Source organism: Pseudomonas sp. E102, from assembly GCF_052660185.1.
In genome coordinates this window covers 1,825,714-1,843,398 of sequence record NZ_CP084025.1, presented here as the reverse complement: position 1 = coordinate 1,843,398, position 17,685 = coordinate 1,825,714, and the positions used below count along the sequence as shown (strand labels likewise).

General features: G+C 60.3%; 17 protein-coding genes. 12 read left to right on the top strand and 5 right to left on the bottom strand.

What is annotated here, in order from left to right:
- The first annotated feature begins 11 nt into the window (after window positions 1–11).
- From DOCECA_RS08460 to DOCECA_RS08420, 9 genes are all read left to right on the top strand, one after another.
- On the top strand, window positions 12–1,646 hold the full coding sequence (locus tag DOCECA_RS08460; protein WP_420766844.1) for a methyl-accepting chemotaxis protein: 1,635 nt from the start codon (window positions 12–14) through the stop codon (window positions 1,644–1,646).
- A gap of 235 nt (window positions 1,647–1,881) precedes the next feature.
- Window positions 1,882–2,445 carry a nicotinamide riboside transporter PnuC gene (pnuC, locus tag DOCECA_RS08455; protein WP_420766843.1) on the top strand — a complete coding sequence of 188 codons (564 nt, stop codon included), beginning with the start codon at window positions 1,882–1,884 and terminating at the stop codon, window positions 2,443–2,445.
- Window positions 2,442–2,966, top strand: a complete 525-nt coding sequence (locus DOCECA_RS08450) for an AAA family ATPase (RefSeq protein ID WP_420766842.1) — start codon at window positions 2,442–2,444, stop codon at window positions 2,964–2,966. Before pnuC ends, DOCECA_RS08450 begins: the two co-directional genes overlap by 4 nt.
- A gap of 306 nt (window positions 2,967–3,272) precedes the next feature.
- Entirely contained in the window at window positions 3,273–3,719 is a 447-nt protein-coding gene (locus DOCECA_RS08445; RefSeq protein WP_420766841.1) for a hypothetical protein, read from the top strand.
- A 1-nt stretch (window position 3,720) separates the two neighbouring features.
- Window positions 3,721–4,296 carry an adhesin gene (locus DOCECA_RS08440; protein WP_445571743.1) on the top strand — a complete coding sequence of 192 codons (576 nt, stop codon included), beginning with the start codon at window positions 3,721–3,723 and terminating at the stop codon, window positions 4,294–4,296.
- 60 nt (window positions 4,297–4,356) lie between these two features.
- Window positions 4,357–5,334: a heme utilization protein gene (locus DOCECA_RS08435; protein WP_445571742.1), complete on the top strand. Its 978-nt coding sequence runs from the start codon at window positions 4,357–4,359 to the stop codon at window positions 5,332–5,334.
- Between the two features lie 76 nt (window positions 5,335–5,410).
- Complete coding sequence (locus DOCECA_RS08430) at window positions 5,411–6,091, top strand: C39 family peptidase (protein ID WP_420766838.1); 681 nt, start codon at window positions 5,411–5,413, stop codon at window positions 6,089–6,091.
- 57 nt (window positions 6,092–6,148) lie between these two features.
- Window positions 6,149–6,895, top strand: a complete 747-nt coding sequence (locus DOCECA_RS08425) for a hypothetical protein (protein WP_420766837.1) — start codon at window positions 6,149–6,151, stop codon at window positions 6,893–6,895.
- Window positions 6,896–6,941: 46 nt separating this feature from the next.
- Window positions 6,942–8,225, top strand: a complete 1,284-nt coding sequence (locus tag DOCECA_RS08420; RefSeq protein WP_434563902.1) for a hypothetical protein — start codon at window positions 6,942–6,944, stop codon at window positions 8,223–8,225.
- Window positions 8,226–8,511: 286 nt separating this feature from the next.
- Here the strand turns inward: DOCECA_RS08420 and DOCECA_RS08415 are convergent, their stop codons facing one another.
- Window positions 8,512–9,837, bottom strand: coding sequence for a sigma-54 dependent transcriptional regulator (locus tag DOCECA_RS08415; protein ID WP_420766835.1), 1,326 nt, complete (start codon window positions 9,835–9,837; stop codon window positions 8,512–8,514).
- Between the two features lie 343 nt (window positions 9,838–10,180).
- Here DOCECA_RS08415 and DOCECA_RS08410 point away from each other — a divergent pair, with 343 nt between their 5' ends.
- Window positions 10,181–10,447 carry a hypothetical protein gene (locus DOCECA_RS08410; protein ID WP_030142711.1) on the top strand — a complete coding sequence of 89 codons (267 nt, stop codon included), beginning with the start codon at window positions 10,181–10,183 and terminating at the stop codon, window positions 10,445–10,447.
- A gap of 113 nt (window positions 10,448–10,560) precedes the next feature.
- Here DOCECA_RS08410 and nhaA read toward each other — a convergent pair whose 3' ends face one another.
- The 4 genes from nhaA to gnd all read right to left on the bottom strand — a co-directional run bounded on the left by nhaA (window position 10,561) and on the right by gnd (window position 15,229).
- A complete protein-coding gene (gene nhaA / locus DOCECA_RS08405; protein ID WP_434650942.1) occupies window positions 10,561–11,706 on the bottom strand; it encodes a Na+/H+ antiporter NhaA in 1,146 nt (381 codons plus the stop codon).
- Between the two features lie 207 nt (window positions 11,707–11,913).
- Window positions 11,914–12,735 (bottom strand): HAD family hydrolase, encoded by an 822-nt coding sequence (locus DOCECA_RS08400; protein ID WP_445571741.1) that lies wholly within the window; start codon window positions 12,733–12,735, stop codon window positions 11,914–11,916.
- Complete coding sequence (gene zwf, locus DOCECA_RS08395; RefSeq protein WP_434563900.1) at window positions 12,732–14,252, bottom strand: glucose-6-phosphate dehydrogenase; 1,521 nt, start codon at window positions 14,250–14,252, stop codon at window positions 12,732–12,734. The genes DOCECA_RS08400 and zwf overlap by 4 nt, the downstream gene beginning before the upstream one ends.
- Window positions 14,249–15,229: a phosphogluconate dehydrogenase (NAD(+)-dependent, decarboxylating) gene (gene gnd / locus DOCECA_RS08390; RefSeq protein WP_434563898.1), complete on the bottom strand. Its 981-nt coding sequence runs from the start codon at window positions 15,227–15,229 to the stop codon at window positions 14,249–14,251. Before gnd ends, zwf begins: the two co-directional genes overlap by 4 nt.
- Window positions 15,230–15,502: 273 nt before the next feature.
- On the opposite strand from gnd, the gene DOCECA_RS08385 reads away from it, so the two are divergent.
- Both DOCECA_RS08385 and DOCECA_RS08380 read left to right on the top strand, forming a co-directional pair.
- A complete protein-coding gene (locus DOCECA_RS08385) occupies window positions 15,503–15,676 on the top strand; it encodes a DUF6026 family protein (protein WP_196304772.1) in 174 nt (57 codons plus the stop codon).
- Between the two features lie 269 nt (window positions 15,677–15,945).
- On the top strand, window positions 15,946–17,685 hold the full coding sequence (locus tag DOCECA_RS08380; protein WP_445571740.1) for a phosphoethanolamine transferase CptA: 1,740 nt from the start codon (window positions 15,946–15,948) through the stop codon (window positions 17,683–17,685).

Sequence of the window (17,685 nt, the reverse complement as noted above, 5' to 3'; positions counted from 1 at the left end):
AGTGACAGCGTATGAATAGCTTGCGCAGTGTATCGATCAGCCGACGCTTGTGGCTCATCCTGGTCGTGGCCATCGTGATGTTGTTCACGCTGGGCGCGTTTATGCTCAAGCAGATCCACACGGACCTGTATCAGGCCAAGGTGCAGAAGACCCAACACGTGGTCCAGACCGCCAGCGGTGTGTTGAGCTACTACCATGGCCTGGAAACCGCCGGCACGCTGACGCGCGATGCGGCGCAGAAGCAGGCCCTCAGCGCCGTCCGCGGGCTGCGCTATGACCAGAACGACTACTTCTGGATCAACGACCTGACGCCGGTCATGGTCATGCACCCCACCAATCCCAAACTCGAAGGCCAGAACCTCTCGGCGATCCGCGACCCCAACGGGTTTGCGCTGTTCAACGAGATGGTCACCATCGCCAAGGCCAAGGGCGCCGGGATGGTCGACTACCTCTGGCCCAAGCCGGGCGCCGACGCGCCGGTCGGCAAGACGTCATACGTCAAACTGTTCGAACCGTGGGGCTGGATCATTGGCTCCGGTGTGTATGTGGATGACGTCCAGGCAGAATTCCAGTCCCAGGTGATCAAGGCCGCGTTGATCGGTTTGGCGATTACCTTGGTCATGGGCCTGCTGCTGACGCTGATCGTGCGCAGCATCGTCCGTCCGCTTCAGGACACCGTCAACGCCATGGCCAACATCGCCAGCGGTGAAAGCGACCTGACCCGCACCCTCGACACCCACGGTCAGGACGAAGTCACCCAGTTGGCGCGACACTTCAACGCCTTTACCGCAAAACTGCGGCAAGTCGTGGGCCAGTTGCAGATCTCCGCCAGTGCGCTGGGGCAATCATCCAGCGAACTGGGCAACGACGCCGCGCAGGCCCAGCAGCGCAGCCAGCAGCAATCCCAACAGATGGAACTGGTGGCGACCGCCATCAACGAAGTGACCTATGGCGTGCAGGACGTCGCCAAGAACGCTGAACATGCCGCCAGTGAAATGCGCGACGCCGAATCCCAGGCCCAGCAAGGCCAGGTCAACATCGACGGCAGCCTGCAACAGATCGACCGGCTTTCGCAGACCATCGACCAGGCCGTGGAAGTGATTCGCACCCTGGCGAGTGAAAGCACCCAGATCGGCAGCGTGCTGGAGGTGATTCGCTCCATCGCCGAACAAACCAACCTGCTGGCGCTCAACGCCGCGATCGAAGCCGCCCGCGCCGGCGAACAAGGCCGCGGCTTTGCCGTGGTGGCCGACGAAGTGCGTCTGCTGGCCCAGCGCACGCAGAAATCCACGGCGGAAATCCAGGCCATGATCGAACGCCTGCAAAACCACTCCGAAGCCGCGGTGAAAGTCATCAGCGACAGCAGCCGGGCCTCGCAGTTGACCATCGAACAAGCGGGCCTGGCCGGTGCCAGCCTCAACGCCATCGGCCAAGCCTTGCGCAACCTCAACAGCCTGAACGCTTCCATCGCCAGCGCCACTCTTCAACAGGCCCATGTGGTGGAAGACATCAACCAGAACGTCACCCAGGCCGCCGGCCTCTCCCACAGCACCGCCGTGGCCGCCGAGCAGTCGAGCCTGGCGAGCGCGCGCCTGAAAGACTTGAGCGAACAGTTGAACGGGTTGCTCAAGCAGTTCCGGGTCTGAGATGCATCCTGCTCGCGATGCGCTAGCACATCCAACATGGATGCCAGCTGACCCGGCGCCATCGCGAGCAAGCTCGCTCCCACAGGGTTGCGAGATGATCTAGAGTGCGGATTTACACCGTAATCCCTTGTGAGCTTGCTCGCGATAGCGCCAATGCGTTCAGCGCTGAAGTTGGAGCTCTGCGCCCCATAGCGTTTACAATCCCCGCCCTCTCCGACTTCCCCAAGGAATCGCCATGTCCGGGCTTGAACTGTTTGCCGCAGCCCTCGGCGTGATCGCTGTCTGGTTGACCGTCAAGCAGAACCCCTGGTGCTGGCCGATCGGCCTGGTCATGGTGCTGCTGTACAGCTGGATTTTCTTCGAAGTGAAGCTTTATTCCGACATGTTGTTGCAGGTGGTCTACGCGGTTTTGCAGCTGTATGGCTGGTGGCAGTGGACCCGCGCCGGGCGCGATCACGAGGGACGCCAAGTCACTCGCCTGGGCGCGCCGTCGGTGTGGCTCGGCCTTGCCATCGGTGCGGCGGGTAGCTTGATGTTGGGCGGTGCGATGGCCCATTGGACCGACGCCGCGCAACCCTGGCTCGACGCGGCGCTCACCGGGTTCAGCTTGGTTGCCCAGTGGTGGATGGCACAGAAACGCGTGCAGTGCTGGCCGTTGTGGATTGTCCTCGACGTGACTTTCGTGGGTTTGTTCATCTACAAGGATCTGTACCTGACCGCCGCCCTTTACGCCCTGTTTACCCTGCTGGCGGTGCAAGGCTGGCGGGAATGGCGTGCCGACCCGGCGCTGCGCACATGAAGGTGGTGGTGCTGACCGGTCCGGAATCCAGCGGCAAGAGCTGGTTGGCGGCCCAGTTGCAGACTTATTTCGGCGGCGTGCGGGTGGATGAATACGTGCGCCACTTCATGGAACAGACCCAACGCGAGACGTCCCTGGACGACATTACCGCTATCGCCACGGGGCAACTGGCCTGGGAAGATGCGGCCCGGGCGCGACAACCGGCCTTGTTGATCCTCGACACGCACCTGTTGAGCAATATCCTCTGGAGCCAGACGCTGTTCGGCGACTGCCCGGCCTGGCTCGAACCGGCCCTGCTGGCACGCCATTACGACTTACACCTGCTCCTCAGCCCCGAACAGGTCGAATGGATCGGCGACGGTTTGCGCTGTCAGCCTGCCCTCGCCGAACGGGTGATTTTTTTTGATGCCATTGAAGACTGGCTGGTTCGCCACCGGCAACCCTTCCTGAAAATCGAAGGTGACTGGGCGCAGCGCCGCGAGCAAGTTCTGGCTGCCGTCTCCCGGTTGCTCCAAGCGTGATGTTTCATCCCTGATACATCCCGCTCTCGCCAAACGCGGATCCACCGCCGCCTCAAGGGTTTGGCAGCCTGACTGTCAAGTCACTGATACACCTTCTCCCAACCCCGATTCTGGGGCCAAACAGTGGCCTGTGGCCGGTAGCCCGTCGGCAGGCATGTTTCATCGATGAAACAGACTGCCTGACGCTCGCCTGGTCATTCCCGCAACTTACTGAAAACCCGCGCTTTTCCAAATCCGGCACAACACCTGCTCCGCTCCTTCGCAACGCTGACTAGGGCCAGCGCCAAGTGCAGAAGGAACGAAGTCATGGGGACTATCAACACAAGCTTGACCTGTCTGTTGCTGTTCGGCTGCGCCACCGCGGCAACGCTCAGCCTGCCGGCACAAGCCGAGGGCAACGGCGTCATCGTACTCGACCGTGACGTGCAGCCCGTCCATATCGGTCGCAACGGCGGCAAAGACCCCTACCCGACCACCGTCAACGCCAACCCTTCCGATCGGATCAACCAGGCAACCGCGAGCACTGAGCTCAGCGACGGCGAATTCGCCGGCATTGCCAGCGGCTCGACGATCCGCAACACGGTCAATCCGAATACCGGCGTGCAAGGCCTCAACGTGGTGACCAATCCCAACGGCATGCCGGGCATGAGCGCTGGACACGGTGGCGGTAGCGGCGGCGCCATTTCCGGCACCATCAACCGCTCGCTGAGTTCCGGCCTGGCCCCATTGGGCCGCTTGGCGGGGGGCCAGTGAGATGAAATCGACTTGGCTCCTGATCGCGCTGCTCGGCTCATCCGCCGTGCTCGCCGATCCAGGCGTGGCGGTGAGCCATGCCGATCTGCAGAACTCCGGCAGTCGCTATACCGGCAACCTCAATGTCAACCAGGCGGCCGGGGACCGGACCCAACAGACCAACACCCGGGCCATTGCCATTGGCACCGACGCCCAGGCGACCACCGTCGTGCGGCAACGCCTCGACACGCCGGCCAGTGCATCGATGAACGCAAGCGCGCGCATTGGTGGCAGCTCATTCACCAACGGCAACGGCGTGCTGGGCGTCAACCAGTCCGCCGGCGCCAACAACCAGATGGCCAATGTCATGCGGGTGAGCATCAGTGCCCGCCCGCAAAGCATTGACGACAGCGCCCTGTCTCAACAGAACGTGGCGCTGGTACCGAACTCCGGAGCAACTGACACCCCAACCGGCAGCCGCCAGGTCGCAACGAGCGACCAGGCCTTCACCGGCAGCCGAGGGGTTATCCAGGTGCATCAGAGTGCCGGGGTGGGGAACCGCATGGCTAACACCCTGAGCATCCGGGTCGCTGACTGACCCGGCGCAGCGCATAAGAAAGTACCGACACTTAACCAACGACACGCAAGGAGAAACACCATGAAACCCACAATGGCGCTCAAACCATTGGTTTTCGCTCTCGCCGCTGTCATGGCAATGGCTGCACAGGCTGACGGAAACGGTCACGGCAATGGTCATGGCAACGGCCATGGCAACCACGGTCCTAAAGGGCCAACGCTGGAACAACTGCTCTCCATCAGCGCCGGCGCTGGGGCCACGGTGCTGGATGTGCAGAACAGTGATGGCAACGAAGTGACCAACCAGGCGACCCGAAACACCGCCGAGGCCACTGATTCCCTCAATGGCAGCAACGGCAACATGGGCGCCAACATCGCCGCCGGGGATGGCAACCAGCAGGACAATGCCGCCGCACTGGCCACCGCCGATGAAAGCTTCATCTTCGGCTCGGCTGTCGCCATGTCCAGCGCCACGCAAGTCAATAACAACAACTACGTCAAGAACTACTCCACGCTGAACAACGCGTCGCTCACCAACGCGGGCAACAACGGCTCCGGCAACATCGGCATCAACGTGACCGCCGGCAACTTCAACCAGCAGAAAAACAACCTGGCCATCGCTGTGTCGGGCGGCCGGGTGGCTCAAGCCGCTGCGTCGGCTGACCAGTCTTCCACCGGCCTGGTGGTCGACAACAAAGGCGTGAAGAAAAACGAGGTTGTCACCCTTACCAACAGCTACGAGGCTTCTGGCACCTTCAAGGCCAAAGGCAACGGTACCGTCGAAGATGACGGCGGCTGGGGCAACAGAGGCGGTTACGGTGGCGGTCACGACGACGACAAGTTCAAGTTCTCCGCCGTCGGCACCTTCGAACTGGCCGGCAGCAACACCCAACAAGTGTTGACCCGCGACGGCTGGAAAAACCCTGTGATCAACAACGCAACCATGACCAACTCCATGAACGGCTTCTCCGGCAACGGCGGCGCCAACGTGTCGGCGGGCGTGGGCAATCAGCAGAGCAACTCGCTGTCGATTGCTGCGGGTTGCAAGGCCTGCATGTAAAAAAAGCTTCCCTGTGGCAGCGGGCCCTGCTCGCTCCCACAGGGGCTTTTCCCGATATCCACTAGGCGTATCGATCATGCGTGCGAGAGCGCTTTGCCTGTGTCTATGCTTTGCCTGCGCGAGCGAAGCCGCGCAGATGCCCGTTGCCGCCCTGCCTGGAGGCATGCTCGTCTACAAACCGGTGCAGAGCGTGCGCGAACGCAAGTTCAGCGACATCGTCGAGCAGAAAACCGACTTCAGCTGCGGTGCCGCCGCACTGGCCACCGTGTTGCGCCAGGCCTACTGGCTCGACGTGGATGAAGAACAGGTTATCAAGGGCATGCTGGTCAATGCCGACCACGACCTGGTTCGTACCCAGGGCTTCTCCATGCTGGACATGAAACGCTACGTCGAAACCATCGGCATGCGCGCGCGGGGCTATCGGATACCGCCGGAGAAACTTTCCGCGGTGACGATTCCAGTCGTGGTCCTGATGGATATACGCGGCTACAAGCACTTCGTGGTACTGCAGCGATCCGACAAGCAATGGGTCTACATCGCTGACCCGGTGCTGGGGCACAAACGCTACGCCCATGACGAATTCGTCAAAGGCTGGAACGGCATCGTCTTCGCCATCGTCGGCCCCGGCTACGACAAGACCAACGCGTTGCGCAGCCCACCGCAACCCCTGACGGCACGCAACAAACTGGACGGCTTCAACCCGGTCAAGGACGCGGAACTAATGGATTTCGGCTTCATTCAGAGCGATTTTTTCTAATCGCCGGACAACTGCCAATAAAAATACAAAAGGAGCAGGAAGCTCCGGGAGCAACACATGAAAACCTCATACTGGCTCACGCTGGCCTGCCTGGCCGCAACGACGTCGGGTCTTGCCCACGCCGGTTTCAAACCCATCGAAGTCAAGGATCAGGAACTCGCCGAGCTTCGGGGTCGTTATGTCATGCCTGGGCGAGTCATCAGCTTTGGCATCGTCATGAGCAGCACCTGGCGGAACGCCAGTGGCGACGTGATCGGCGCGTCAAGCTCCATGCAGATCCAGGCCTCGACGGTCAAACCGCAGTTCTATGTGTCCACCATCAAGCAGACCGGCAACGGCAGCGTCCCGGAACAGGGCAACGGCACGGTCACCGGCGGCGCCGGCCTGGGCTCGGGCCAGGGCGTGACCCAAAGCGTGCGAGCCGCGGGTGACGGCAACACGGCCTATAACAACGTCAGCATCAACGTGAAGGAAAGCAGCCACGCCCCTGCCCTGGCCCCCTCGCAAGGCCAACTGTTGACCAAGGGCCAGACCATCAGCGGCAGCAACGCCGCCGGCAGCGTCGCTGTCACCGCGACCGGCAGCGGCGTGCAGATGGCGATCCAGGCCAACCATAACCAGGGCAATACCCTGCAGCAGGTGGCCCAGGGTGGCTTGCTGCAGAACACCCGCTTGCTGGGTAACAGCAACCTGGTCAACAACATGACCCAGCTCAATGTCGTACTGAACAATAATGGCCCCAGCACCGGAGCCCTGGACTGCAACCTTACGCAGCTGCGCGGCCTTCGAAACCTCGGATATTGATCTACGCTGATCTCCAATCATTGGGCAAATAGGGACGGCATATTTCATGTATCGATCCGTATCGTTGCGCGCTGTGATGTGTTTAAGCACGATGTTCCCGGCAACTCTGGTGCAAGCTGCACCGGACTCGGACATCGAGGCCCTGAAACAAGAACTTCTAGAGCTCAAGCAACGGTACGAGGTCCAGCAAAAAGCCCTGGCGGTCCTCGAACAACGCGTCCGCCAGGTGGAAGACCAACCCACCGCCCCGCCGCCCAAGCGCCTGGCTAAATCCCCGGCCGACATGAAAGGCAACCAGGGCGTGGCGGGCAGCGGCGCGGCCAGTTCAGGAGGCAGCGGTTACGGACAGTCCCTGGCCGACGATTCGCAGCCGGCCCAGAGCGTCTCCAACCTCTACGATGAAGCCAGCGGCTTCTTCGGCGGCGGAAAATTCAGCTTCGAAACCGGCGTGACTTATTCGCGCTACGACACGCGACAGCTGATCCTCAACGGTTTCCTGGCCCTGGATTCGATTTTTCTGGGTAATATCAACCTCGATCGGATCAAGGCCGACACCTGGACGCTGGACCTCACCGGTCGCTACAACTTCGACAACCGCTGGCAGTTCGACCTCAATGTGCCGGTGATCTATCGCGAATCAACCTACCAGTCCGGTGGCGCCAATCAAGGGGCCGCCGGGGTGACCAGCGAAGAAACCGTCACCCGCGACCCGACCATCGGCGACGTGAATTTCGGCATCGCCTACAAATTCATGGATGAATCGGTCAGCAGCCCGGATGCCGTGGTGACTCTTCGCGTCAAGGCACCCACCGGCAAGGATCCGTTTGGCATCAAGCTGCGCCAGTCCCAGGCCAACACCAACCTGTTCGTTCCCGAAGACTTGCCCACGGGCAACGGCGTCTGGTCGATCACCCCGGGCATCTCCCTGGTCAAGACGTTCGATCCGGCCGTGCTGTTCGGCAGCCTTTCCTATACCCACAATTTCGAAGAATCCTTCGACGACATCAGCTCGACCGTCAACCAGGAGGTGCCTGGCAAGGTGCGGATCGGCGACAGCTTCCAGATCGGCGCGGGTATCGCCTTTGCCCTGAACGAGAAAATGAGCATGTCGTTTTCGGTCTCCGACTTGATCCAGAAGAAAAGCAAGCTCAAGCAGGACGGCGGGGATTGGGAATCGGTGGTGTCCAGCGACGCCAACGCGGGCTACTTCAACATCGGCATGACCCTGGCCGCCAGCGACAACCTGACCATCGTGCCCAACCTGTCCATCGGGCTGACCGACGACGCACCGGATTTCACCTTCAGCCTGAAATTCCCGTATTACTTCTGATGCAAAGGCTGATCATGCAATCGACAACTGTGGGAGATCACAGCCTTGCGCATTAGCCAGGTCGGCGAATCCTGGTGATGGAGATTGCTGGCTTCGATGGCGACATTTACTGGCGCGGGCAATCCCAGTACAAAATCTCGAATGTCATCGCGAGCAAGCTCGCTCCCACAAGTATCGTGGGGGCGTCCTACCGGTCGGTTGTGGGGGCTGGAAGCGACGGACGTATTTGGCCTGATCGAACGACGCGGTCTGGAAAGCTGACTCCCCACTGTGGGAGCGAGGCCGTTCAGCGAATCTGGTGCTTGTGCAGCAGCCGATAGAACGTCGGACGCGACACGCCCAGCACACGGGCCGCCACGCTGAGGTTGTCGCTGTGGCGATTGAGCACGTCGCTCAAAGCCTGGCGTTCGGCGCGGGTCTTGTAGTCTTCCAGGGTACCCATCGGGGCGACGACGCCCTGATGGCTGGCCAGGCCCAGGTCCCGGGCTTCGATCTGTCGCCCTTCCGCCAGTACCAGGCCGCGACGGACGCGGTTGGCCAGCTCGCGCACGTTGCCGGGCCAGTCGTGCATCCCCATCGCCACTAATGCGTCCTCGCTGAAACTGCGAGGTCGGCGACCGGTTTCGTGACTGTAGAAATGGGAAAAATGGCTCGCCAGCATCGCCAAGTCGCCATGACGCTCCCGCAACGGCGCCATTACGACTTGCAGAACGTTCAAGCGATAGTACAGATCCTCTCGGAAACGCCGGAGCTCGATGGCCGCTTCCAAGTCCACATGTGTCGCCGCCAACACCCTGACATCAACGGCAATCGGCTGGCTGCCACCGACCCGCTCGATGTGTTTTTCCTGGAGGAATCGCAGCAGATTGGCCTGCAATTCCAGCGGCAAGTCACCAATTTCGTCGAGGAACAACGTGCCACCGTGGGCGGCTTCGATCCGTCCGATCTTGCGTTGATGGGCGCCGGTGAAGGCGCCCTTCTCGTGGCCAAACAGCTCGGACTGGATCAGATGCTCCGGGATCGCGCCACAATTGATCGCAATGAACGGTTTGTTACGCCGATGGGACTGGCAATGCAGGGTGCGCGCCACCAACTCCTTGCCGGTGCCGCTCTCGCCGCGAATCAGTACGGGCGATTCAGCCGGCGCCAGTTTGCTCAGTAACTTGCGCAGCTCGCGAATTGGCTTGCTGTCGCCCAGCAGCTCGTGTTCAGGCTGATCGATGTGGACAGAGCCCTGCCCCCGCAACCGCGCCATGCCGAACGCCCGCCCCAGCGTCACCTGGACCCGGGACACATCGAACGGCAGGGTGTGGAAGTCAAAGAACCATTCGCAGACAAAATCCCCGACGTTCTGCAGGCGCAGCACTTCCTGGCTGAGCACGGCGATCCATTCAGTCCCGCTGCGGCTGATCAGTTCCTTGACCGCTTCCGGCCGCTCCAGATGGAAGGGCTGCAAGCGCAAGAGGCCGACGTCACAGCTCCGGTCGCTGGCATGCTCAAGGGAACAGCTGTCGACATCCCAGCCGATGGCGCGCAAGCCTGGCATCAGGCGATGGCAATCATCACAAGGGTCAACCACGAGAAGGCGACGCAACGCACTGGCTTCGATCATGACTGATCCTTGGCGCCAAAATTAAGGAAATATGATTAGAAACAGGCGTTTGGCGAACCTGCATGTAACAGTAGCAAGAAGTTGACACTTGCTTGTATCGATTAGTTATCAAGTCGACCACAAACCGGTTATAAGAAATGCGCTTCGTTAGTTTCCGCGCGTCGAATCTTTCACCACGCTTTCAAACAAAAGCCGAAAAGCCTGGTCTGAAAGAAAATCGAAATTTATTCAAAGATTGTGTGACCTGGTCCCGGGTTCGGGACATCAGTACAAGTAACCCGCCGCACGGTATGCCCAACCGACGGCACATCATTTGATTGGGCACCCTTGAGAGATAAACGCCATGAACGCCCCGCTCCGTATCAACGAAGCTCTTTTGATTGCCGACCGCGCATTCCGTCCTTTCCAATGCGTGGCCTGGGCCCCACAAGACGGTAACGGCGAACTGAGCCTGACCGTCATTGACCGCACCAATACCCATATCGGTCGTACCCAGATTCCAAGCAGCGCCTACACCGACCCGGCGCAACTTGCCGACCTGTTGAAACAGGCCCGTGCCGAACTGAGCCAGGAAGGCTACAAACTTCAATCCTGGTCGATGCCGGAATAACTTCCCCAAGAAATACCGGTTCTTTTTCAGAACCAAAAAAACGGCGCTTTCCATTTCTGGATAAGCGCCGTTTTTTTATAGGTGAGATCAAGCCGTTCGGCGGTCTTCTTCTTTCAAGCCTTGGAAGTGGCGCAAAACCGCAACACCAGAATGCCCGCAAGTGCAGCCAATGTAGAACCAGCCAATACGCCAACCTTCACTTCATCGATCAACAACTGCGCACCGGGAAACGCCAGGTTGCCGATAAACAAGCTCATCGTGAACCCGATCCCGCACAACAACGCCACGCCATATACTTGCCGCCACGAACTGTGGGTCGGCATTTGCGCCAGCCCGGTCTTGATCGCCACCAGCGCGAAGGTGAAGACGCCGAGCTGTTTGCCCAGCAACAGTCCCGCGGCGACCCCCAACGGCACGGGATCCAGCAGATTGCTCAATGACACACCCGCCAGGGAGACGCCGGCATTGGCAAAACCGAAGATCGGCATGATGAGAAAAGCGACCCACGGCGATAACCGTCGTTCAAGCCTGAGGGATGGGGAATCCTCCGCAGGGGCGTCTTTGTTCAGCGGGATGCAAAAGGCAAGTGCGACCCCCGCCAGCGTTGCGTGTACACCGGATTTTAGAACCAGCACCCACAACACCAAACCCAGCGCCAGATAGGGCAACAGTCTGGTTACCCCGGCCTTGTTCATGATCAGCAACACTGCAATCACCCCAGCGGAAGCCGCAAGCATGGTCACGTCCAGGCCGCTGGTATAGAACATGGCAATGATAGCGACCGCGCCCAGGTCATCCAGAATGGCAAGGGCTGAGAGGAAGACCTTGAGAGACATCGGCACTCGGTTGCCCAGCAACGAGAGCACACCCAGCGCAAATGCAATGTCGGTTGCTGCGGGGATGGCCCAACCCGCCAACGTTTCAGAAGAATGCCTATTGACCCAGGCGTAGATAAGCGCGGGGACAATCATGCCCCCCAGGGCGGCAAAACCCGGCAGTGCCCTCTGGCTCCATTTGGCGAGTTCGCCAATCTGCATCTCACGCTTGATCTCGAGGCCTACCAATAGAAAAAATATCGCCATCAGCGCATCGTTGACCCAGTGTTCAACAGACATACCCAGAAAAGAGGCATGCAGTACGCTGGTATAAGTGGTGAACAGTGGGCTGTTAGCCACGATCAGCGCGGCGAGCGCCGAAAACATGAGCACGATGCCGCCCGAGGACTCCGATTGCATGAAGCGTTCCAGTGGCGTGGCCATGCGCGTATCACCGCCCTGAGTTGAGCTATTCCCCATTGTTTCCTCCCATAATCCGATCAGCGTCGGATTCTACCCAATACTCAAGCCAGCGGGGCAGTTGTCTTACAACTTGATGGAAACAAATTTCAGGCTCGGGAAAAAACGGCGGCTGGCAAGCATGACCACCATAAGAAAGAGCCCGCCCAATCATCCGGGATGGAAGGGAAGTCACCGCGGCAGGATGTACCGCTCGATCGCCAACGCCGCACCGTCCTCGGTGTTGGCTGCGGTGACAACGTCAGCCTGGCGCTTGATCGCCTCTTCGGCCTGCCCCATCGCAATCGAAAGCCCCGCGCGATGGAACATCGCCGGGTCGTTGCCACCATCCCCCATTGCGGCGGTCTGCTCCAGCGGCACGCCGAGGAACTCGGCCAGGGTCGACAGCGCCTCCCCCTTGTTCGCCTTCATCGCGGTCACGTCCAGATAGATCGGTTGCGAACGCGATACCTGGGCCTGGCCTTTGAGCAGTGGGTGCAAGCGCGCCTCCAGCTCCACCAGCAAGTCTGTGTTGGCGCTTGTCGCAACGATCTTGTCGATGCGCTCCAGATAGGGTTCGAAACTGTCCACTTCGACAGGCGGATAACCCAGGCCACGGGTTTCCACCGGCACCATGGGCCCATTGGCGTCGCGCACCAGCCAATCGCCGTCGGCAAACACCCAGACCTCGATGCCGGGCTGATCGGCGTACAAGGCCAGGGTGGCCAGCGCCGCCTCGGGCGGCAGGTAATGCACGGTCAGGAAGGTGCCGTCCGGATGCACCAGCGTACCGCCGTTGAACGCTGCTGTCGGCAGGTCGACGCCCAGCGCCTCGATCTGCTGCAACATTGCCCGTGGCGGCCGTCCGGTGGCGAGGCTGAACAACACGCCGGCCTCGCGCAACGAGCGGACGGCGGCGATGGTGCGCTGGCTGAGGCTGTGATCAGGCAGCAGTAAGGTGCCGTCCATATCACTTAGCAGGAAGCGGATCGGGCGTTTCAGCTGATTACTCATCCGAGGCCATGCCAGACGCGACCGTCGCGAGTCAGCAGATCATCAGCAGCCGCCGGGCCATCCTCTCCGGCCTTGTACGGCTGCACCGTTGCGTCTTCTCGCCACGCGTCGAGGAACGGCTGCACCGCGCGCCAGCCGTTTTCGATGTTGTCGGCGCGCTGGAACAACGTCTGGTCGCCTGTCAGGCAATCGTAGATCAGGGTTTCGTAACCCGTGGACGGCTGCATTTCGAAGAAATCCTTGTAGGCAAAACCCAGCTCGATATTCGCCATGTCGAGGGCCGGCCCAGGCCGCTTGGCCAACAGGTCGAACCACATGCCTTCGTTAGGCTGGATCTGGATTCTCAAGTAGGTAGGTTGCAATTCGTCGACTTCAGTGTCACGGAACTGAGCGTAAGGCGCCGGTTTGAAGCAGATAACGATTTCCGTGTCGCGCACGCTCATGCGCTTGCCGGTGCGCAGGTAGAACGGCACGCCGACCCACCGCCAGTTATCGATCATGACTTTCAGGGCGACGTAGGTTTCGGTGCTGCTGTCGGGCGCGACATTGGTTTCCTCGCGGTAACCCTTCACTGCGTTGCCGCCTACTTCCCCGGCCGTGTATTGGCCACGTACCGAATTGGCGCGCGCCTGTTCCACCGACCAGGGGCGGATCGCCCCCACCACCTTGGCCTTCTCGCCGCGCACCGCGTCGGCACCGAAAGCGGCCGGCGGTTCCATGGCGACCATCGCCAGCAATTGGAACAAGTGGTTGGGCACCATGTCCCGCAGGGCGCCGGTGTGCTCATAAAAACTGCCACGGGTTTCGACGCCAACGGTTTCGGCGGCCGTGATCTGCACGTGGTCGATGTAGTGGTTGTTCCAGAACGCCTCGAACAAGCTGTTGGAGAAACGGCTGACCAGAATGTTCTGCACCGTCTCCTTGCCCAGGTAATGGTCGATCCGATAGATCTGCTTTTCGCCCATGACCTTTAGCAGGCAGGCATTGAGCGCCTCGGCGGTGTGCAGGTCGGAGCCGAACGGCTTCTCGATCACCACGCGCCGGAAGGCGTCATCCTGCTCTTGAAGCAGCCCGGCCGCGCCAAGGCGGCGGACCACTTCACTGAAAAAACGTGGCGCGGTCGCCAGATAGAAAACCGCATTGCCAGTGCCGCTGGCGGCGATTTTCGCCGCCAGCGCTTCGTAGGTGCTGTCATCGAGGAAGTCACCCTGGACGTAACTGATGCCTTGGGCCAGCCTGGCCCACAGCGTCGGATCGAGCGCGCGGTCGGGATCGCCGCCCTTGCTCGCCGCTTCGCTACGAATGAAATCCTCGAGCTTTTTTGCAAAATCCACATCGCTGATGGCGTTGTGGTCAACACCAACGATCTGCAGGCCATCCCCCAACAGCCCGTCACGGCTGAGGTGGTAAAGCGCCGGCATGAGCAAGCGCTTGACCAGGTCTCCATGGGCACCGAACAGGAACAGCGTGGTCGGTGGCGCAGGTTGAGCCTTGGACTTCCTGCCGATCGAGGTCATTTTTTCGTAGTCTCCACATGGCCGCCGAAGCCAAAGCGCATGGCCGAGAGCATCTTGTCGCCATAGGTGGCCTGCTGACGGGAGCGGAAACGGGCAAACAGCGAACTGGACAGTACCGGCACCGGCACCGCTTGCTCGATGGCGGCCTCGATGGTCCAGCGCCCTTCCCCACTGTCGGCCACTTCGCCGGAAAAGCCATCCAGCTTCGGATCGCTGGCCAATGCATCGGCGGTCAGGTCCAACAGCCAGGACGACACCACGCTGCCACGACGCCAGACTTCGGCGATGTCGGCCAGGTTCAAGTCGAAGCGCTGTTCAGGCGGCAGGCTTTCGCTGGATTTTGTCTTGAGGATGTCGAAGCCCTCGGCGAACGCTTGCATCATTCCGTATTCGATGCCGTTGTGGATCATCTTGACGAAGTGCCCAGAGCCGGCCGGGCCCGCATGGATATAGCCTCGTTCGGCGCGATCGTCGTCGGACTTGCGGTCACGGGTGCGTAGAATATCGCCCATGCCTGGCGCGAGGCTTTCAAACAGCGGGTCCAGGCGACGAACGACGTCGGCGTCGCCACCGATCATCATGCAGTAACCGCGCTCGAGCCCCCAGACGCCACCGGAGGTGCCGACATCAATGTAGTTCAAGCCTTTTTCCGACAGCGTCTGGGCGCGGCGGATGTCGTCCTTGTAATACGTGTTACCGCCATCGATGACCACGTCGCCCGGCTCCAGCAGTTCGCTGAGCACGTTGATGGTGTCCTCGGTGGGTGCGCCGGCCGGCAGCATGACCCAGACCGCCCGAGGCTTTTGCAGCCCGGCGACCAGCGCCGGCAGGTCCGCGACCCCCGTCGCGCCTTCCTGGCTCAGGTTTTCGACGAAAGCGGCATTGCGGTCATAAACAACGGTGGTGTGCCCATTGAGCATCAGGCGCCGTGCAATATTGCCGCCCATGCGGCCCAGTCCGATGATCCCGAGTTGCATGTGCTGATGCTCCCTACTACAAATTAAGGTGTGTCAAAGGTTTAGCTCAAGGTGACTTGTGGAGGTTAGTCCAGAGCATTGCCGCATAGTTTCCGGGTAAATCGCCCGATCACAAAGGATAACGTTCAATAACCCGCCGAAGACACGTCGACCATGAAAAATAAAAAAGTTCCATCAACGGGCAAAAGTATTCAGAATTGGTGCCGATAAAGAATTGTCGCCAAGAAACTGACGACATCTCTCTAGTTGATGTAGCCATTTGCGAGGTGAGCAATGGGCCCTGTCGTTACCGCACGTCCTCCTCAGACCCTTTACGTGACCATTCGTCGCGACGAACTACGCCTGCTGAAAGAAGAGCGTGATTTGCTGCTTGATGAAGTGACGCAGTTGCGCTTGCAGTTGCAACACGCACAGCTTCCTTACCAGAGCCAGGCTTTGGCTCGCTGATTCTGGCCCAGGCGGCACGTGGCACCGGGCGAGCCGGTGTCACACTGACAAACACTCCCAATTACCCTTGTGGCGATCGAGCTTGCTCCATCGCCACAAAGCCGTTCCCGCCACACCAGCGGAACCGGACGCCATGATTCGCCTGCAAAAAACTCACGAAGTTTTCACACCACCCTCGCAATACTCCTGCGCTGACAAATAGTTACGACGCATACTGCCGGCGCCAGATCGGTGCCAGTGGACCCCGTCGGCAAAAGCTGGAGCGCTTGATGAGTGTGTTCAAACGCAGCAAAACGACTGCGAAAAGTTTCGATTGGGCCGGGTTCGGCTGGCTTTTTCTGTTCTTCTGGTATTTTTCCGGCATTACCCAATTGCTTATCCTGGCAAGCGATACCTCAGGTTTCACCGGGTTTCGCCAAGCCTTCGTCATGAGTGCGTTCTGGCTGGCGCCGCTGCTGCTGTTTCCGGCTCGCACGCGCCTGCTCGCCGCGGCGATCGGCGTGGTGCTGTGGGCATGCTCGATGGCCAGCCTGGGCTATTTCTTTATTTACCAGCAGGAATTTTCCCAAAGCGTCATCTTTATCATGTTCGAGTCGAACGTGAACGAAGCCGGCGAATACATGACCCAGTATTTCGCTTGGTGGATGGTGCCGGCGTTCCTCGCACACACCCTGGTTGGCTATTTCCTCTGGACACGCCTGCGCCCGGTCTATTTGCCCCGGGGCCAGGCGATGATCGCCGCCGGCCTGATCGTCGTTGCCGTCGTCGGTTACCCATTGGTCAAGCAGACCCTGCGTACTGGCACGCTTGCCGGCGGTCTGGAGAAATTCGAGGATCGCATCGAGCCGGCCGTGCCCTGGCAGATGCTGGTGGCTTATCGTCGCTACGGTGAACAGCTGGAAAACATGCAAGGCATGCTTCACAGCACCAGCAAGATCGCGCCCCTGCGCAACCTCAAAGACAGCGCGGCCAACCAGCCCGCGACCCTGGTGCTGGTGATCGGCGAATCCACCAATCGCCAGCGCATGAGCCTGTATGGCTATCCGAGGGAAACGACGCCGGAGCTGGACAAGCTCAAGGATCAACTCGCGGTATTTGACAATGTCATCACCCCGCGGCCCTACACCATCGAAGCCTTGCAGCAGGTGCTGACCTTCGCCGACGAGGAAAGTCCCGACCTCTACCTCAGCACACCGTCACTGGTGAGCATGATGAAACAGGCCGGCTACAAGACGTTCTGGATCACCAACCAGCAGACGATGACCAAGCGCAACACCATGCTCACAACCTTCTCCCAACAGGCCGATGAGCAGGTCTACCTGAACAACAACCGCAACCAGAATGCCGCGCAATACGATGGCGACGTGATCGAACCGTTCAACAAAGCCCTGGCGGACACCGCGCCACGCAAGCTGATCGTGGTTCACCTGCTCGGCACACACATGAGTTATCAATACCGCTATCCGCCGACCTTCAATAAATTCACCGATCGCCAGGGCGTGCCCGCCGGCGTACGTGACGACCAGGTGCCGACCTACAACAGCTACGACAACGCGGTGCTGTACAACGACTTCGTCGTCTCCAGCCTGATCAAGGACTACGCCCGCACCGACCCCAACGGTTTCCTGTTGTACCTGTCGGACCATGGCGAGGACGTCTTCGATTCGCCAGGGCATGACACCCTGGGCCGCAACGAAGGCAAGCCGACCGCGCCGATGTACACCATTCCGTTCATGGCCTGGGCCTCGCCCAAATGGCGCGAAACCCATGACTGGAACTTCACCGGCGACCTGTCACGTCCTTACAGCAGCTCACACCTGATCCACACCTGGGCGGACTTGGCGGGCTTGAACTTCGATGAGCTGGACCGGAGCAAAAGCCTGGTCAGCGATTCGTTCACGGCGCGCCCATTGCTGATCGGCAACCCCTATCAAAGCCAGCATAAGGCGCTGATCGATTTCAGCCTCATGAAACCCAAGGGGCCGGTGGGCCAGGTCGTTTTGAAGTAG

What these genes read in the sequence shown, in the direction of transcription:
- DOCECA_RS08460 (WP_420766844.1), top strand. Translation starts at nt 12, where the DNA reads ATGAATAGCTTGCGCAGTGTATCGATCAGCCGACGCTTGTGGCTCATC.
- pnuC (WP_420766843.1), top strand. Translation starts at nt 1,882, where the DNA reads ATGTCCGGGCTTGAACTGTTTGCCGCAGCCCTCGGCGTGATCGCTGTC.
- DOCECA_RS08450 (WP_420766842.1), top strand. Translation starts at nt 2,442, where the DNA reads ATGAAGGTGGTGGTGCTGACCGGTCCGGAATCCAGCGGCAAGAGCTGG.
- DOCECA_RS08445 (WP_420766841.1), top strand. Translation starts at nt 3,273, where the DNA reads ATGGGGACTATCAACACAAGCTTGACCTGTCTGTTGCTGTTCGGCTGC.
- DOCECA_RS08440 (WP_445571743.1), top strand. Translation starts at nt 3,721, where the DNA reads ATGAAATCGACTTGGCTCCTGATCGCGCTGCTCGGCTCATCCGCCGTG.
- DOCECA_RS08435 (WP_445571742.1), top strand. Translation starts at nt 4,357, where the DNA reads ATGAAACCCACAATGGCGCTCAAACCATTGGTTTTCGCTCTCGCCGCT.
- DOCECA_RS08430 (WP_420766838.1), top strand. Translation starts at nt 5,411, where the DNA reads ATGCGTGCGAGAGCGCTTTGCCTGTGTCTATGCTTTGCCTGCGCGAGC.
- DOCECA_RS08425 (WP_420766837.1), top strand. Translation starts at nt 6,149, where the DNA reads ATGAAAACCTCATACTGGCTCACGCTGGCCTGCCTGGCCGCAACGACG.
- DOCECA_RS08420 (WP_434563902.1), top strand. Translation starts at nt 6,942, where the DNA reads ATGTATCGATCCGTATCGTTGCGCGCTGTGATGTGTTTAAGCACGATG.
- DOCECA_RS08415 (WP_420766835.1), bottom strand. Translation starts at nt 9,837, where the DNA reads ATGATCGAAGCCAGTGCGTTGCGTCGCCTTCTCGTGGTTGACCCTTGT.
- DOCECA_RS08410 (WP_030142711.1), top strand. Translation starts at nt 10,181, where the DNA reads ATGAACGCCCCGCTCCGTATCAACGAAGCTCTTTTGATTGCCGACCGC.
- nhaA (WP_434650942.1), bottom strand. Translation starts at nt 11,706, where the DNA reads ATGGCCACGCCACTGGAACGCTTCATGCAATCGGAGTCCTCGGGCGGC.
- DOCECA_RS08400 (WP_445571741.1), bottom strand. Translation starts at nt 12,735, where the DNA reads ATGAGTAATCAGCTGAAACGCCCGATCCGCTTCCTGCTAAGTGATATG.
- zwf (WP_434563900.1), bottom strand. Translation starts at nt 14,252, where the DNA reads ATGACCTCGATCGGCAGGAAGTCCAAGGCTCAACCTGCGCCACCGACC.
- gnd (WP_434563898.1), bottom strand. Translation starts at nt 15,229, where the DNA reads ATGCAACTCGGGATCATCGGACTGGGCCGCATGGGCGGCAATATTGCA.
- DOCECA_RS08385 (WP_196304772.1), top strand. Translation starts at nt 15,503, where the DNA reads ATGGGCCCTGTCGTTACCGCACGTCCTCCTCAGACCCTTTACGTGACC.
- DOCECA_RS08380 (WP_445571740.1), top strand. Translation starts at nt 15,946, where the DNA reads ATGAGTGTGTTCAAACGCAGCAAAACGACTGCGAAAAGTTTCGATTGG.